The organism is Pseudomonas sp. PS01303, from assembly GCF_029959385.1.
Lineage (GTDB): Bacteria > Pseudomonadota > Gammaproteobacteria > Pseudomonadales > Pseudomonadaceae > Aquipseudomonas > Aquipseudomonas rustica.
On sequence record NZ_JASCPK010000136.1, the window covers coordinates 1 to 16,253 of the forward strand.

Sequence of the window (16,253 nt, forward strand, 5' to 3'; positions counted from 1 at the left end):
GCCTGCTCGCGATTGCGTTATGTCAGTCAACTCATTGGTTTCTGACAGACCGCAATCGCGAGCAGGCTCACTCCTACATTGATCTCCATGTAGGCCCGGTTATTTTTTCTGTGAATTGATAAGAGAAAAGGAGTGACACCATGCTGGTGATGCGCCCCGCGCAAATGGCTGATCTGGGCGAGGTACAGCGTCTGGCTGCGGACAGCCCGATTGGTGTCACTTCCTTGCCGGATGACGTGGAACGTCTGAGCGACAAGATCGCCGCGAGCGAAGCGTCGTTTTCTGCCGAAGTGAGCTTCAACGGTGAAGAGAGTTACTTCTTCGTCCTCGAAGATTCCACCACCGGCAAGCTCGTAGGCTGCTCGGCGATTGTCGCCTCGGCCGGTTACTCGGAGCCGTTCTACAGCTTCCGTAACGAGACCTTCGTCCACGCCTCCCGCGAGTTGAAGATCCACAACAAGATTCACGTGCTCTCGCAGTGCCACGACCTGACCGGCAACAGCTTGCTGACCAGTTTCTACGTGCAGCGTGAGCTGGTCGGGTCGCCGTGGTCGGAGCTGAATTCCCGTGGCCGTCTGCTGTTCGTCGCCAGCCATCCCGAACGTTTCGCTGATTCGGTGGTGACCGAGATCGTTGGTTACAGCGATGAGAATGGCGACTCGCCGTTCTGGGACGCGATTGGTCGTAACTTCTTCGACCTCAATTACGCCGAAGCCGAACGCCTGTGCGGGCTGAAAAGCCGCACGTTCCTCGCCGAGCTGATGCCGCATTACCCGATCTACGTGCCGTTGCTGCCGGACTCTGCTCAAGAGGCGATGGGCCAGGTGCACCCGCGTGCGCAGATCACCTTCGACATCCTGATGCGCGAAGGCTTCGAGACCGATCACTACATCGACATTTTCGACGGTGGCCCGACCCTGCATGCGCGTGTTTCGGGGATCCGTTCGATCGCCCAAAGCCGCGTGGTGCCAGTGAAGATCGGCGAGCCGGTGAAAGGCGCCGGACGCCAGTATCTGGTGGCCAACGCGCAGTTGCAGGATTACCGCGCGGTGCTGCTGGAACTGGATTACGCGCCGGGCAAACCGGTGACTCTGGATCTGGAAGCGGCCGAAGCCTTGGGCGTCGGTGAAGGTGCCAGCGTGCGCCTGGTGGCGGTTTAACGCCTTAGCGAGTTTCACGGGTGGCGAAGGCGGCCCGTTTGAGGAGATAGCATGATTGTTCGTCCCGTACGCAGCAGCGATTTATCCGCGCTGATCGACCTGGCCCGTAGCACCGGCACCGGCCTGACCACATTGCCGGCCAACGAAGAGCGTCTGGCCCATCGGGTCGGCTGGGCCGAGAAGACCTTTCGCGGCGAAGCTGGCCGTGGTGATGCGGACTACCTGTTCGTGCTCGAAGACGACGACGGCCGCGTGGTGGGGATTTCCGCCATTGCCGGCGCGGTCGGCATGCGTGAACCTTGGTACAACTTCCGTGTCGGCCTCACCGTCAGCGCCTCGCAAGAACTGAATATCTATCGCGAGATTCCGACGCTGTTTCTCGCCAACGACCTGACCGGTAATTCCGAGCTGTGCTCGTTGTTCCTGCACGCCGATTACCGCAGCGGTCTGAACGGTCGCATGCTGTCGAAGGCGCGGATGCTGTTCATCGCGGAATTCCCTGAATTGTTCGGCAACAAGATCATCGCCGAAATGCGCGGTGTCTCCGATGACGCCGGTCGTTCGCCGTTCTGGGAAAGCCTCGGTCGGCACTTCTTCAAGATGGAATTCAGCCAGGCCGACTACCTCACCGGTGTCGGCAACAAGGCGTTCATCGCTGAACTGATGCCAAAATTCCCGCTGTACACCTGCTTCCTGTCCGAAGGCGCACGTCAGGTCATCGGCCAGGTTCACCCGGACACCGAGCCTGCCTTGGCGATGCTCAAGGGCGAAGGTTTCAGCTATCAGGGTTACGTCGACATCTTCGACGCTGGTCCGGCCATCGAATGCGAAACCGGCAAGATCCGCGCGGTGCGTGACAGCGAAGCGCTGGTGCTCGCCGTGGGTACGCCGGGCGACGACGCCACGCCGTTCATCATCCATAACCGCAAGCGCGAAGACTGCCGCATCACCGCTGCGCCGGCGCGTCTCGCTGCCGGGACTTTGGTGGTCGATCCGCAGACCGCCAAACGTCTTCAACTCAACGCTGGCGATCAAGTGCGCGCCGTGGCGTTGTCCGCTGCACGGGAGTCGAAATAATGAATTCGCTATACATCGCAGGTGAGTGGCTGGCCGGTCAGGGCGAGGCCTTTCAATCGCTGAACCCGGTGACCCAGCAAGTGCTGTGGTCGGGGGAGGGCGCCACGGCGGCTCAGGTTGAATCGGCTGTGCAAGCTGCGCGTCAGGCGTTCCCGGGTTGGGCGCGTCGCACGCTGGACGAGCGCATCACGGTGCTTGAGGCTTTCGCCGCGTCGCTGAAAAACCACGCTGACGAACTGGCTCGCACCATCGGTGAAGAGACCGGTAAACCGCTGTGGGAATCGGCAACCGAAGTGACCAGCATGGTCAACAAGATCGCGATTTCGGTGCAGAGCTACCGCGAGCGTACCGGCGAGAAGAGCGGCCCTTTGGGCGACGCCACTGCTGTGCTGCGCCACAAGCCGCACGGCGTGGTTGCAGTGTTCGGCCCTTACAATTTCCCTGGGCACTTGCCGAACGGCCACATCGTGCCGGCGCTGCTGGCGGGTAACAGCGTGCTGTTCAAGCCAAGCGAACTGACGCCGAAAGTGGCCGAACTGACGGTCAAGTGCTGGATCGAAGCCGGTCTGCCGGCGGGTGTTCTGAACCTGCTGCAAGGCGCCCGGGAAACTGGTATCGCGCTGGCCGCGAACCCGGGCATCGATGGTTTGTTCTTCACCGGTTCGAGCCGCACGGGCAATCATCTGCACCAGCAATTCGCCGGTCGTCCGGACAAGATTCTGGCGCTGGAAATGGGTGGTAACAACCCGCTGGTGGTTGATCAGGTCGCGGATCTGGATGCGGCGGTTTACACGATTATTCAGTCAGCGTTCATCTCTGCCGGTCAGCGTTGCACCTGTGCCCGTCGTCTGCTGGTGCCGCAAGGCGCGTGGGGCGACAGCCTGCTCAAGCGTCTGGTTGAAGTCAGCGCGACCATTGAAGTCGGCGCATTCGATCAGCAACCGGCACCGTTCATGGGCTCGGTGATTTCCCTCGGCGCGGCGAAAGCGCTGATGGACGCTCAAGAACATCTGCTGGCCAACGGCGCGGTGTCGCTGCTGGAAATGACTCAGCCGCAAGCACAAGCCGCGTTGCTGACGCCGGGCATCGTTGATGTGACGGCGGTTGCCGAGCGTCCGGACGAAGAGCTGTTCGGCCCGTTGCTGCAAGTGATCCGCTACGTCGATTTTGAAGCAGCGATCGTTGAAGCCAACAACACCGCTTATGGGCTTGCTGCTGGTTTGCTGTCGGATTCCGAAGCGCGCTATCAGCAATTCTGGCTGGAAAGCCGTGCCGGCATCGTCAACTGGAACAAACAGCTGACCGGCGCTGCGAGCAGCGCGCCGTTTGGTGGTGTCGGTGCTTCGGGCAACCATCGCGCCAGCGCCTATTACGCAGCGGATTACTGCGCGTACCCGGTAGCGTCGCTGGAAACCCCGAGCCTGGTGTTGCCATCGACCCTCACGCCAGGCGTGAAAATGGCGTAACGGCCATCGCGAGCAGGCTCACTCCTACAGGACTTGTGTCGTACACAACATATGTGTTCAGCGCTAAACCTGTAGGAGTGAGCCTGCTCGCGATAGCCGCGACGCGGTCTGACTGAATTGTTACCTGAAGCCTATAACAACAGATTCTCGTGGAGCCTCGCTGATGAAATCCTATGAAGTCAATTTTGACGGTCTAGTGGGGCCGACCCATAACTACGGTGGTCTGTCCTACGGCAACGTTGCGTCCCAGAGCAACAGCCAGCAATCCTCGAATCCGAAGGAAGCGGCGCTGCAAGGTCTGGCGAAGATGAAAGCGCTGATGGAAATGGGCTTTCAGCAAGGTGTGCTGGCGCCGCAAGAGCGTCCGGACGTAGCCGCATTGCGCCGTCTGGGTTTCAGCGGTACCGACGCTCAAGTCATTGAGCGCGCCGCCAAAGAAGCCATGCCGCTGTTGGTCGCCAGTTGCTCGGCGTCGAGCATGTGGGTGGCCAACGCCGCCACGGTCAGCCCGAGTGCCGACACTGCTGACGGTCGCGTGCATTTCACCGCCGCCAACCTCAATTGCAAATACCACCGCAGCATCGAGCACCCGACCACCAGCCGTGTGCTCGGCGCAATGTTCGCCAATCAGCAGCACTTCGCCCATCACGCCGCGTTGCCGGCGGTGGCGCAGTTCGGTGATGAAGGCGCGGCCAACCACACACGTTTCTGCCGTGAGTACGGCGAGGCGGGCGTTGAGTTCTTTGTGTTCGGTCGCAGCGCGTTCGACAATCGTTTCCCGGCGCCGCAAAAGTACCCGGCGCGGCAGACTCTCGAAGCTTCGCAAGCGGTTGCGCGTCTGCACGGTCTGCGTGATGAAGGTGTGGTTTACGCCCAGCAGAACCCGAACGTGATCGATCAGGGCGTGTTCCACAACGACGTGATTGCTGTGGGTAATGGCGAGGTCTTGTTCTATCACGAGGACGCGTTCCTCGACACCGAGTCGATGCTGGCCGAACTGCAAAGCAAACTGGCTAAAGTCGGTGGTAACTTCCAATCGGTGTGTGTGCCGCGTTCGGCAGTCACCGTGGATGACGCGGTGCGCTCGTACCTGTTCAACAGCCAATTGCTCTCGCGTCCTGACGGTTCGATGCTGTTGATCGTGCCGCAAGAGTGCCAGGCCAACGAACGCGTCTGGGCTTACCTGCAAAGCCTGACCAGCTCCGGCGGTCTGATCCGCGAAGTGAAAGTTTTCGATCTCAAGCAAAGCATGCAGAACGGTGGTGGCCCGGCGTGCCTGCGACTGCGCGTCGCGCTCAACGAAACCGAACTGGCGGCGGTCAACCCAGGGGTTATCATGACGGCACCGTTGTACGGTTCGTTGACCGCATGGGTCGAGAAGCACTACCGCGACCGCCTGAGCGAAACCGATCTGGCGGATCCGCAGTTGTTGCTTGAATGCCGGACGGCACTGGATGAACTGACGCAAATCCTTAAACTGGGCGCGGTTTATCCATTCCAGATCAATTGATGGCCGGCGCGCCGCCTGAACGCGGCGCGCGGCTTGTCTCACCAAGAGAGTAAAAACATGAGCGATTCCCTGCAGCTGATCCTTGAAGACACCGACGGCACGCAACTGGAGACCTCCTGCACCCGCGTTGCGGTCATGTGGCAAGGCAAAGAGCTGTGGATTCAGCAGGACGGCCGTGGCCAGTTGCTGATCGGCGTGGACGTTGAAGAAGGTGACGCCGAATACGCCAACCTGCTGCTGCGCCCATTGGCGACTAATCTGGTAAGTCTGCAACTGGAAATGGAACCGGCTGACGCTGGCGACGACGAAGACCACGTGCACGGCCCGGATTGCAACCACGACCACTAAGGAAACCGCTCTATGCTCGCCCTCGGCAAACTGCTTGAACTGACCCTCGCCGGCCGCGAACCGGCGGAGAAGACTCAACTGACTGTCGAAGGCGTGCGCATGCGCTGGTTGAGCGAAGGGGCGCTGGAAGTCCGGCCACCCGAAGCGCGCGACAATGGCCTGGATCTACTGCTGTCGGCAGGGATCCATGGCAACGAAACAGCGCCGATCGAGTTGCTTGATCGGCTGCTGCACGACATCGCACGCGGCGATCTGAAGCCGCGCGCACGCATTCTGTTTCTGTTCGGCAACCCCGAGGCGATTCGCAAAGGCGAGCGCTTTGTCGAGCAGGACGTCAATCGGCTGTTCAATGGCCGTCACGAACAAAGCAGTGGCTCAGAAGCGCTGCGAGCCTGTGAGCTGGAACGTTTGGCGGCGAGTTTCTTCAGCCTGCCGGATCGCCAGCGCCTGCACTACGACCTGCACACAGCGATTCGCGGCTCGAAGATCGAGCAGTTCGCGCTGTATCCGTGGAAAGAAGGTCGTCAGCATTCACGCCTTGAACTGGCGCGCCTGCGCGCTGCCGGGATGGAAGCGGTGCTGCTGCAGAACAAACCTTCGATCGTGTTCAGCTCTTACACCTACGACAAGCTCGGCGCCGAGGCTTTCACGCTGGAACTGGGCAAGGCGCGGCCGTTCGGGCAGAACGACGGGGTTAACGTCTCGCTGCTGGAAACTCGCTTAAAGCAGATCATTGAAGGCACTGAACCAGAGATGGCTGAAGCGCAGCTGGATGGTTTGCAGCTGTTCAGTGTCGCGCGGGAAATCATCAAGCACAGCGATGCGTTCCGCTTGAACCTGCCGCAGGACATTGAAAACTTTTCCGAGTTGGAGGTGGGTTATGTGTTGGCCGAAGATCTGGCCAATACCCGCTGGATCATTGAGGAAGAGGGCGCGCGTATCATCTTCCCAAATCCCAAGGTCAAGAACGGCTTGCGCGCGGGCATCCTGATCGTCCCGACCAGCGACGAAAACCTCGCCTGACCCAATGATCGTTCCCACGCTCCGCGTGGGAATGCAGCCCGGGACGCTCCGCGTCTCAAAGCGGACGCAGAGCGTCCATTGAGGCATTCCCACGCAGAGCGTGGGAACGATCTTTAGAGACTTAGACCGCTACTGCATGCGGCTCAGTACGGCGCAGTGCGCGAACCTTGCGCAGCGTATCCGCGCAAGTCCGTGCCGCTTCCTGACCCTTGTGTACAAAGTGCTCAAAGAAGAACTTCTGATGCTCGTCACCCGCATGGAAGTGATGCGGCGTCAGCGACACCGAGAACACCGGCACTTCGGTTTCCAACTGCACTTGCATCAGGCCGCTGACCACCGATTGGGCGACGAACTCGTGACGGTAGATGCCACCATCCACCACCAGGGCTGCGGCAACGATGCCGGCATAACGACCGGTTTTGGCCAGCAACTTGGCGTGTAGAGGCATCTCAAAAGCGCCGCCGACTTCGAAGATGTCGATGTCGGATTCCTGATAACCCAGGGCAATCATTTCGGCGACGAAGCCTTTTCGGCTCTGGTCGACGATTTCTTTGTGCCAGCAGGCCTGGATGAACGCAACGCGCTCGCCGTGTGGGTGTTTGCTTTTGCTGTCGATAGCGGTGGGTTGCATGTTCTGACTCCTGTTTGTGTGAAAAACAGGGCGTTATGAATCGAAAGGGATTCAAGGGTGCGCACACGCACAACATCGCGCGGACGGCCCTTTGGCGTTAATCCCGTTCTCTCTTCATCCGGACTATGACCGTCGGCCCCGGGATCACACCGGGTCTGCTGACCTTGCCGCCGATCTCAACCGAAGTCGTATTCGTCGCCAAGCGCTCGCGGGCTATGCGCATTGCGCGCAATTACCGCCGGTGGGGAATTGCACCCCGCCCTGAGAACGTTTTTGCCGCCCTTTCGCGGGCGGCGCAGCGTTTTTAACACAGATTTTGTGTCTGTGCATTGCGCCTTTTTGATGATTGCCATCGAAAACCTGAAAGCCTTGAAACGAAAAATCCTTGCGCAAGGGTTGATTAATCCGCGCCATGACCGCAGTAATTCCACTTCGTAAAGGGATTTCCCCTGCTGAATTGAGGCCAGGTTCATGAGCGTTATTGATCTTCGCAGCGACACCGTCACCCAACCGACACCCGCCATGCTCGACGCGATGACCGCGGCCGACACCGGTGACGATGTGTACGGCGAAGACCCGACGGTCAATCGTCTGGAAGCCGAACTGGCTAAACGCTTGGGCTTTGCCGCCGCGCTGTTTGTGCCGACCGGCACCATGAGCAATCTGTTGGGATTGATGGCGCACTGCGAGCGCGGCGACGAATATGTCGTGGGTCAGCAGGCGCACACCTACAAGTACGAGGGCGGCGGCGCGGCGGTGCTCGGTTCGATTCAACCGCAGCCGCTGGAAGTGCAGGCCGACGGTTCGCTGGATCTGGATCAAGTCGCGGCGGCGATCAAGCCGGACGACTTCCATTTCGCTCGCACCCGCTTGCTGGCGCTGGAAAACACCATGCAAGGCAAAGTGCTGCCGCTGGAATATCTGGCGCGGGCGCGTAAATTCACCCAGGACAATGGCCTGCAGTTGCACCTCGACGGCGCGCGGCTTTACAACGCCGCGGTCAAGCTAGGTGTCGATGCGCGGGAAATCACCCAGCATTTCGATTCGGTATCGGTGTGCCTGTCCAAAGGCCTCGGTGCGCCAGTGGGATCGGTGCTGTGCGGTTCCGAGCAACTGATCGGCAAGGCCCGCCGTTTGCGCAAAATGGTCGGCGGCGGCATGCGTCAGGCCGGATTGCTGGCGGCGGCGGGGCTGTATGCGCTGGATCACAACGTCGAGCGTCTGGCGGATGACCACGCCAACGCGCAGTTTTTGGCCGATGGTCTGCGTGAAGCAGGTTTCAGCGTTGAACCGGTGCAAACCAACATGGTTTATGTGCAAATGGGCGACAAAGCCGAAGCGATCAAGGCGTTTGCCGGCGAACGCGGGATCAAGTTGAGCGCCGCCGCGCGTCTGCGTATGGTCACGCACATGGACGTCAGTCGCGCGCAAATCGAGCAAGTGATCGCGACATTCGTCGACTTTTCGCGCAAGTGACAGCGTTAGCCGTCCAATTGACCGTTTCTATCGTATAAACACGCTGTACCCCGCGCGCAGGGCCGATATAATGCGGCCCTTTGCCGTCGCTTCGTCTGTTGACGTTTCGAACAGGCCTTTGGCCGCAGCCTCCGTGGAAGAACCTAATGAAAAGCGCAGAAATCCGTGAAGCCTTCCTTCGCTTCTTCGAAGAGCAAGGCCACACCCGTGTAGCCTCCAGCTCTTTGATTCCGGGCAACGACCCAACCCTGCTGTTCACTAACGCGGGGATGAACCAGTTCAAGGACTGCTTCCTGGGCCAGGAAAAACGTGCGTACACCCGTGCGACCAGCAGCCAGAAATGCGTGCGTGCCGGTGGCAAGAACAGTGACCTGGAAAACGTCGGTTATACCGCTCGTCACCACACGTTCTTCGAAATGCTCGGTAACTTCAGCTTCGGTGACTATTTCAAGAAGGACGCGATTACTTACGCGTGGACTTTCCTGACCGGCGTTCTGCAACTGCCGAAGGAAAAACTCTGGGTCACCGTCTACGCCTCCGACGACGAAGCGTATGACATCTGGACCAAAGAAGTCGGTGTGCCGGTCGAGCGCATGATCCGTATCGGCGACAACAAAGGCGCGCCGTACGCCTCCGACAACTTCTGGACCATGGGCGATACCGGCCCGTGCGGCCCATGCACCGAGATTTTCTACGATCACGGCGACCACATCTGGGGCGGCCCGCCGGGCTCGCCGGAAGAAGACGGCGACCGTTACATCGAGATCTGGAACAACGTGTTCATGCAGTTCAACCGCACCGCCGATGGCGTCTTGCATCCGTTGCCAGCGCCGTCGGTCGACACCGGCATGGGCCTGGAGCGGATCAGTGCGGTGATGCAGCACGTCAATTCCAACTACGACATCGACCTGTTCAAGAACTTGCTGAAGGCCTCGGCTGAAGCGATCGGCTGCGAAAACGGCGATCAGTCTTCGTTGAAAGTCGTGTCCGACCACATCCGTTCGTGCGGTTTCCTGATCGCCGACGGCGTGCTGCCGTCCAACGAAGGTCGCGGTTATGTACTGCGCCGGATCATCCGTCGCGCTTGCCGTCACGGTAACAAGCTGGGCGCTACCGGCAGCTTCTTCTATAAGATCGTTGCCGCACTGGTTGCCGAGATGGGCGAAGCCTTCCCGGAACTGAAAAAGCAGCAAAGCAACATCGAGCGCGTGCTCAAGGCTGAAGAAGAGCAGTTCTCCAAGACTCTGGAGCACGGCCTGAAAATTCTCGAGCAGGATCTGCTGGAACTCAAAGGCACCGTGGTGCCGGGCGACGTAGTGTTCAAACTCTACGACACCTATGGTTTCCCGATGGACCTGACCGCCGACATCGCCCGCGAGCGCAGCCTGACTGTCGATGAAGTCGGCTTCGAACGTGAGATGGAAGCTCAGCGTGTGCGTGCGCGTTCGGCCAGCTCGTTCGGTCTGGACTACAACACCTTGGTCAAGGTTGACGTGGCCACCGAGTTCACCGGTTACAAAGACACCAGCGGTTCGGCAAAAATCGTTGCTATCTATAAAGATGGCCAGTCGGTCGACGTCTTGAATGAAGGCGAAGAGGCGGTGATCGTTCTGAATCAGACGCCGTTCTACGCTGAGTCCGGCGGCCAGATCGGCGACTGCGGTTATCTGCAGGCCGGCAGCAGCCGTTTCGACGTGCGCGACACCACCAAAACCGGCGGCGCATTCCTGCACCACGGTGTGCTGGATTCGGGCAGCCTGACCATCGGCGCGCCAGTGGAAACCCACGTCGACGCCGAAGTGCGTCACGCCACTTCGTTGAACCACTCGGCCACCCACTTGCTGCACGCGGCATTGCGCCAGGTTCTGGGCGAGCACGTTCAGCAGAAAGGTTCGATGGTGGATAGCCAGCGTCTGCGTTTCGACTTCAGCCACTTTGAAGCGATCAAGCCTGAGCAGATCAAAGCGCTGGAAGACATCGTCAACGCCGAGATTCGCAAGAACTCCGCCGTTGAAACCGAAGAAACCGACATCGAAACCGCGAAGAACAAAGGCGCGATGGCGCTGTTCGGCGAGAAGTACGGCGACAACGTGCGCGTGCTGAGCATGGGTGGCGATTTCTCCGTCGAACTGTGCGGCGGTATCCACGCCAACCGTACCGGCGACATCGGCCTGCTGAAAATCATCAGCGAAGGCGGTGTGGCTTCGGGCGTGCGTCGTATCGAAGCGGTCACCGGTGCTGCGGCACTGGCGTATTTGAATGCTGCAGAAGAACAACTCAAGGAAGCGGCCAGCCTGGTCAAGGGCAGCCGCGACAACCTGATCGACAAGCTGTCGGCTGTGCTCGAGCGCAACCGCCAACTGGAGAAGCAACTCGAGCAGTTGCAAGCCAAGGCGGCGAGCGCGGCGGGGGACGATCTGTCGTCCTCGGCACTGGACGTCAAAGGCGTGAAGGTTTTGGCCGCACGTCTGGATGGTCAGGACGCCAAGGCGCTGCTGGCGCTGGTTGATCAGTTGAAGAACAAACTCGGCCGCGCAGTGATCCTGCTCGGCAGTGTCCATGAGGAAAAGGTCGTTCTGGTTGCAGGCGTAACCAAAGACCTGACTGGCCAACTCAAAGCCGGTGATTTGATGAAGCAAGCTGCTGCGGCAGTGGGCGGGAAGGGCGGTGGTCGTCCGGACATGGCGCAGGGCGGTGGCGTTGATGCCGGCGCGCTGGATGGTGCACTGGCGCTGACCGTTCCATTCGTCGAGCAGGGTTTATAAGACGGTCCGTCGGGCCCGCAGTCTAGTGGCGGGCGCGGCGGCTGTTCGAGTGATTATTGGGCGCCCTTCATGGGCAGAGGCGGCTTTGAAATGGCTTTGATCGTACAGAAATTTGGAGGCACCTCGGTCGGTACTGTCGAGAGAATCGAGCAGGTCGCCGACAAGGTTAAGAAATTCCGCGATGCCGGCGATGACCTGGTGGTTGTGCTGTCTGCAATGAGCGGCGAAACCAACCGTCTGATCGATCTGGCCAAGCAAATCAGTGGCGACGGTCAACCGGTTCCGCGTGAGCTGGACGTGATTGTTTCCACCGGTGAGCAGGTGACGATTGCCCTGTTGGCCATGGCGCTGATCAAGCGCGGTGTGCCGGCGGTGTCGTACACCGGTAATCAGGTGCGGATCCTGACCGACAGTGCGCACAATAAAGCGCGTATCTTGCAGATTGATGACCAGAAGATTCGTGGTGATCTGAAAGCAGGTCGCGTGGTAGTTGTCGCCGGTTTCCAGGGCGTCGACGAGCACGGCAACATTACCACCCTCGGTCGTGGCGGTTCCGACACCACCGGCGTGGCACTGGCTGCTGCGTTGAAGGCTGACGAGTGCCAGATCTACACCGACGTTGATGGTGTTTACACCACCGATCCGCGCGTTGTGCCGGTCGCTCAGCGTCTGGACAAGATCACCTTCGAAGAGATGCTGGAAATGGCCAGCCTCGGTTCCAAGGTGTTGCAGATCCGTGCCGTGGAATTCGCCGGCAAGTACAACGTTCCGCTGCGCGTACTGCACAGCTTCAAGGAGGGTCCGGGCACCCTCATTACTATTGATGAAGAGGAAACCATGGAACAGCCGATCATTTCCGGCATCGCTTTCAATCGCGATGAAGCCAAGCTGACCATCCGTGGCGTGCCAGACACCCCGGGCGTGGCGTTCAAGATTCTCGGCCCGATCAGTGCCGCGAACATCGAAGTCGACATGATCGTGCAGAACGTCGCGCACGATAACACCACCGACTTCACCTTCACCGTACACCGCAACGACTTCCAGGCTGCACAGAACGTGCTGGAAAACACTGCTCGCGAGATCGGTGCCCGTGAAGTGGTTGGCGACATCAAGATTGCCAAGGTCTCGATCGTCGGCGTCGGCATGCGTTCCCACGCAGGCGTGGCCAGCCGCATGTTCGAATCGCTGGCAAAAGAAAGCATCAACATCCAGATGATCTCGACTTCGGAAATCAAGGTTTCCGTTGTGATTGAAGAGAAGTACCTGGAACTGGCCGTGCGCGCTCTGCACACGGCTTTCGAACTGGATGCGCCGGCCCGTCAAGGCGAGTAATTCCGTTCAACTGAAGGGCGCGGTCTGACCGCGCCCTTTATTTTTTTGAATGGCGTGAGCCCTGACTGTTCTTTTGCTCGCGCTGGTCAATACTCAGGCATGTAGGGCTACGATCGCTCCGGTTGTAGGTCGGGTGCCTTTTTTTTGCAGACTGTTGTCCCTGAACTGAATTGCGTAAGGAGAAAGGTATGCTGATTCTGACCCGTCGGTGCGCAGAAAGCCTGATTATCGGTGACGGCGAAATCACCGTGACCGTGCTCGGCGTTAAAGGAAACCAAGTGCGCATCGGTGTGAACGCGCCGAAAGAGGTTGCCGTGCACCGTGAGGAAATTTACCTGCGTATAAAGAAAGAGAAGGACGAAGAACCAAGCCATTAATTTTTATCGATTTTTATGTTTGCAAACGGGGAAAAGGTTGGTTAAGATACGCCCCGTGTTGCGGAGAGCTGGCCGAGTGGCCGAAGGCGCTCCCCTGCTAAGGGAGTACACCTCAAAAGGGTGTCGGGGGTTCGAATCCCCCGTTCTCCGCCATTATTTGCTTAGTACGTCGTAATCTGGCTTTTTCTGTAAGTTGTTGAAATTAATAGAAAAAGTGGTTGGAATAGAGATTAGACGGGCTATAATGCGGCGCAACAAATGCACTCGTAGCTCAGCTGGATAGAGTACTCGGCTACGAACCGAGCGGTCACAGGTTCGAATCCTGTCGAGTGCACCATTTAAGAGTCAGTTACAGCAATGTAAATGACTTGGCTTCAACCAGATGTGATCTGGTCTAAAAACACAAATGCACTCGTAGCTCAGCTGGATAGAGTACTCGGCTACGAACCGAGCGGTCACAGGTTCGAATCCTGTCGAGTGCACCATTTAAGAGTTACTTGCAGCAATGCAGATAACTTGGCTTCATCCAGTTGTGGTCTGGGCTAAAAACACAAAATGCACTCGTAGCTCAGCTGGATAGAGTACTCGGCTACGAACCGAGCGGTCACAGGTTCGAATCCTGTCGAGTGCACCATATACCGAAAAGCCCGCGTTTATCGCGGGCTTTTTGCTGTCCGGGACTTGGCTTTTTCCTTCACGCATCCCCTCTGATCAAAATCGATTTGTGCTGTTCGGCCTCGCTTGAGGTCGTAACGATACGTGGTCGTCGATGTCCGAATATTGATCTTGTCCGGCTTGCCTAAAGCGCTTTCGACATCTTGCGCGCTCATCCCGGCGATAACGCGTCGATTGATGATCGCCTGGCGGCGTTGTCTCGCGTCGATCACGTTGCCGCAGATGTGCTCCGCGCCGCCGACAATGCCCGGTGCTCGGCCTCTGGTATTCATACCGGATGTTTCTTCGTGATTGGCTTCAGGCATCACCGCCACGACAGATCCGGGCGAGTAGGGGTGCACTTCCTGCACGGAGAGGTGTTCGCCGTGCGCGCAACTCATCGTGGTAAACGTGATGCTGCCGTCAGGTGCTTCGCAGCGATGCAATGTAGTGGTGGCCCCTGCGTGCGGTAGGCAGAGCAAAAAAGTCATTACGAATAAAGATGATTTGAGTGGCATTCGACGTCCTCCATGACGATCTACGCTCAAGGGTAGCCGCTACATTTTGCGCTGCCGGTGTGTTTTCTTTTCAAGATGAGTCGTCGCATTTGCATGGATCAGGATGGCGCTCAGGTTTGTCTCGCAAGCGCTTGTTTCAGCCGTGATTTTTTAACGTATTAAACCGTCAGGCGTGTATCATTGCGCCCGTCAGCCCCGCCGGGGCTTATGGAAAACCTCCATGGACTTACCCAGTAGTTGTTCAGTAACCCGTTTCACCAATCATGAATTGACTGATTGATTCTTCCGGCGTGCCCCGCTGCTGGGAGTGGAGTTCGCCTATGTCCGAAATCGAAGTAAAGAAAACACAGGAAAGCCTGCAGGATCGCCTGGCCCAAGTGGTCGAGCTGCTGCAGCGCCAACGAGTCGTCGAAGACCTGACTCATCGCCAGGAAGGCGCGCACAACGACCGGGTGGAAAACCTGGTTCACCGGCAGAATCTGGTCGAGTTGCAACGCAAACTCGATGATCTGCACTCCGCTGACGTTGCCTACATTCTTGAAGCCTTGCCGCTGGACGATCGTCTGACGCTCTGGCAACTGGTCAAGGCTGATCGCGACGGCGACATTCTTCTCGAAGTATCCGATTCCGTTCGTGAAACGCTGATCGCCGACATGGACGATCACGAGCTCCTGGCTGCAGCCAAGGACATGGACGCCGACGAACTTGCTGACCTGGCTTCCGAGCTGCCGCGAGACGTCGTCCATGGCCTGATGGAGAGCCTTGATAACCAGCAGCGTGAGCGCGTGCGTTCGGCCCTGTCTTATGACGAGGAGCAGGTCGGTGCGCTGATGGACTTCGAGATGGTGACGATCCGTGAGGATGTCAGCCTCGAAGTGGTGCTGCGTTATCTGCGCCGTCTCAAAGAGCTGCCGGGCCATACCGACAAACTGTTTGTGGTCGATTACGACGGCGTGCTCAAGGGCGTGCTGCCGATCAAACGTTTGCTGGTCAACGATCCGGACAAACAAGTGGCCGAGGTGATGGCCAGCGACCCGGTGAGTTTCCATCCGGACGAAGACGCTTACGATGCCGCTCAGGCGTTCGAGCGTTATGACTTGATCTCGGCCCCGGTGGTCGACAAGAACGGCAAGCTGATCGGCCGTCTGACCATCGACGAAATGGTCGACCTGATTCGTGAAGAGAGCGAAAACGAAGTCCTCAACATGGCGGGTCTGCGTGAAGAGGAAGACATCTTCGCCTCCGTGTGGAAATCGCTGCGTAACCGTTGGGCGTGGCTGGCAGTCAACCTGATCACCGCGTTTGTTGCGTCCCGTGTGATCGGCCTGTTTGAAGGCTCGATCGAGAAGCTGGTAGCGCTGGCGGCGTTGATGCCGATCGTGGCGGGTATTGGTGGCAACTCCGGTAACCAGACGATCACCATGATCGTTCGCGCGATGGCGCTCGATCAGGTCAGCACCGGCAATACCTCGCGTCTGATGCGCAAGGAACTGGCCGTAGGTTTGATCAACGGCCTGGTCTGGGGCGGGGTGATCGGTGTGGTCGCTTATCTGCTCTACGGCAGCTGGTCGTTGGGTGTGGTGATGACGGCGGCAATGACGCTCAACCTGCTGCTGGCAGCGCTGATGGGCGTACTGATCCCGATGACGCTGGCCAAGATGGGCCGCGACCCGGCCATGGGCGCCAGCGTGATGATCACCGCGATGACCGACAGCGGTGGCTTCTTCATCTTCCTCGGGTTGGCGACAATCTTCCTGCTCTGACCCGCTGCAAACAAAGAGCCCGCCAAATTGGCGGGCTTTTTTGTGCCTGACAGACAATATAGAACAATTGTGGCGAGGGGATTTATCCCCGTTGGGCTGCGCAGCGGCCCCAAAAACATTGGGACTGCTGCGCACTCCAGCGGGGATAAATCC

General features: G+C 58.8%; 13 protein-coding genes, 4 tRNA genes and 1 riboswitch. Of the genes, 15 read left to right on the forward strand and 2 right to left on the reverse strand.

Going from position 1 to position 16,253, the window contains the following annotated elements; all coding sequences use genetic code 11:
- The first annotated feature begins 140 nt into the window (after positions 1 to 140).
- The 6 genes from aruF (at position 141) to astE (ending at position 6,584) form a co-directional block, all read left to right on the forward strand.
- Complete coding sequence (gene aruF, locus QMX93_RS24985; protein ID WP_129395121.1) at positions 141 to 1,160, forward strand: arginine/ornithine succinyltransferase subunit alpha; 1,020 nt, start codon at positions 141 to 143, stop codon at positions 1,158 to 1,160.
- 51 nt (positions 1,161 to 1,211) lie between these two features.
- Positions 1,212 to 2,237, forward strand: a complete 1,026-nt coding sequence (gene astA, locus QMX93_RS24990; protein WP_053122864.1) for an arginine N-succinyltransferase — start codon at positions 1,212 to 1,214, stop codon at positions 2,235 to 2,237.
- Positions 2,234 to 3,703: a succinylglutamate-semialdehyde dehydrogenase gene (gene astD / locus QMX93_RS24995; protein ID WP_282358319.1), complete on the forward strand. Its 1,470-nt coding sequence runs from the start codon at positions 2,234 to 2,236 to the stop codon at positions 3,701 to 3,703. The genes astA and astD overlap by 4 nt, the downstream gene beginning before the upstream one ends.
- Positions 3,704 to 3,866: 163 nt before the next feature.
- A complete protein-coding gene (gene astB / locus QMX93_RS25000; RefSeq protein WP_053122860.1) occupies positions 3,867 to 5,213 on the forward strand; it encodes an N-succinylarginine dihydrolase in 1,347 nt (448 codons plus the stop codon).
- Between the two features lie 57 nt (positions 5,214 to 5,270).
- Complete coding sequence (locus QMX93_RS25005) at positions 5,271 to 5,561, forward strand: hypothetical protein (protein ID WP_008077915.1); 291 nt, start codon at positions 5,271 to 5,273, stop codon at positions 5,559 to 5,561.
- Positions 5,562 to 5,573: 12 nt separating this feature from the next.
- On the forward strand, positions 5,574 to 6,584 hold the full coding sequence (gene astE / locus QMX93_RS25010) for a succinylglutamate desuccinylase (protein WP_282358313.1): 1,011 nt from the start codon (positions 5,574 to 5,576) through the stop codon (positions 6,582 to 6,584).
- A gap of 121 nt (positions 6,585 to 6,705) precedes the next feature.
- Here astE and QMX93_RS25015 read toward each other — a convergent pair whose 3' ends face one another.
- Positions 6,706 to 7,215 (reverse strand): 6,7-dimethyl-8-ribityllumazine synthase, encoded by a 510-nt coding sequence (locus QMX93_RS25015; protein WP_007919335.1) that lies wholly within the window; start codon positions 7,213 to 7,215, stop codon positions 6,706 to 6,708.
- A 101-nt stretch (positions 7,216 to 7,316) separates the two neighbouring features.
- Positions 7,317 to 7,488: riboswitch (FMN riboswitch) on the reverse strand.
- Positions 7,489 to 7,686: 198 nt separating this feature from the next.
- On the opposite strand from QMX93_RS25015, the gene ltaE reads away from it, so the two are divergent.
- The 8 genes from ltaE to QMX93_RS25055 all read left to right on the forward strand — a co-directional run bounded on the left by ltaE (position 7,687) and on the right by QMX93_RS25055 (position 13,799).
- On the forward strand, positions 7,687 to 8,691 hold the full coding sequence (gene ltaE, locus QMX93_RS25020) for a low-specificity L-threonine aldolase (protein ID WP_282358314.1): 1,005 nt from the start codon (positions 7,687 to 7,689) through the stop codon (positions 8,689 to 8,691).
- Positions 8,692 to 8,837: 146 nt separating this feature from the next.
- Complete coding sequence (alaS, locus tag QMX93_RS25025) at positions 8,838 to 11,456, forward strand: alanine--tRNA ligase (RefSeq protein WP_282358316.1); 2,619 nt, start codon at positions 8,838 to 8,840, stop codon at positions 11,454 to 11,456.
- Between the two features lie 90 nt (positions 11,457 to 11,546).
- Positions 11,547 to 12,788: an aspartate kinase gene (locus QMX93_RS25030; RefSeq protein WP_053122853.1), complete on the forward strand. Its 1,242-nt coding sequence runs from the start codon at positions 11,547 to 11,549 to the stop codon at positions 12,786 to 12,788.
- A gap of 188 nt (positions 12,789 to 12,976) precedes the next feature.
- A complete protein-coding gene (csrA, locus tag QMX93_RS25035; protein WP_002554426.1) occupies positions 12,977 to 13,165 on the forward strand; it encodes a carbon storage regulator CsrA in 189 nt (62 codons plus the stop codon).
- Positions 13,166 to 13,227: 62 nt separating this feature from the next.
- A tRNA-Ser gene (locus tag QMX93_RS25040) sits at positions 13,228 to 13,318 on the forward strand.
- A 107-nt stretch (positions 13,319 to 13,425) separates the two neighbouring features.
- A tRNA-Arg gene (locus tag QMX93_RS25045) sits at positions 13,426 to 13,502 on the forward strand.
- Positions 13,503 to 13,573: 71 nt separating this feature from the next.
- A tRNA-Arg gene (locus QMX93_RS25050) sits at positions 13,574 to 13,650 on the forward strand.
- A gap of 72 nt (positions 13,651 to 13,722) precedes the next feature.
- Positions 13,723 to 13,799: transfer RNA gene (locus QMX93_RS25055), tRNA-Arg, on the forward strand.
- A 19-nt stretch (positions 13,800 to 13,818) separates the two neighbouring features.
- Here QMX93_RS25055 and QMX93_RS25060 read toward each other — a convergent pair.
- Positions 13,819 to 14,337, reverse strand: a complete 519-nt coding sequence (locus QMX93_RS25060; protein ID WP_282358317.1) for a cell envelope protein SmpA — start codon at positions 14,335 to 14,337, stop codon at positions 13,819 to 13,821.
- A 320-nt stretch (positions 14,338 to 14,657) separates the two neighbouring features.
- Between QMX93_RS25060 and mgtE the strand changes: the two genes are divergently transcribed.
- A complete protein-coding gene (mgtE, locus tag QMX93_RS25065) occupies positions 14,658 to 16,100 on the forward strand; it encodes a magnesium transporter (protein WP_053122849.1) in 1,443 nt (480 codons plus the stop codon).
- Positions 16,101 to 16,253 lie beyond the last annotated feature (153 nt).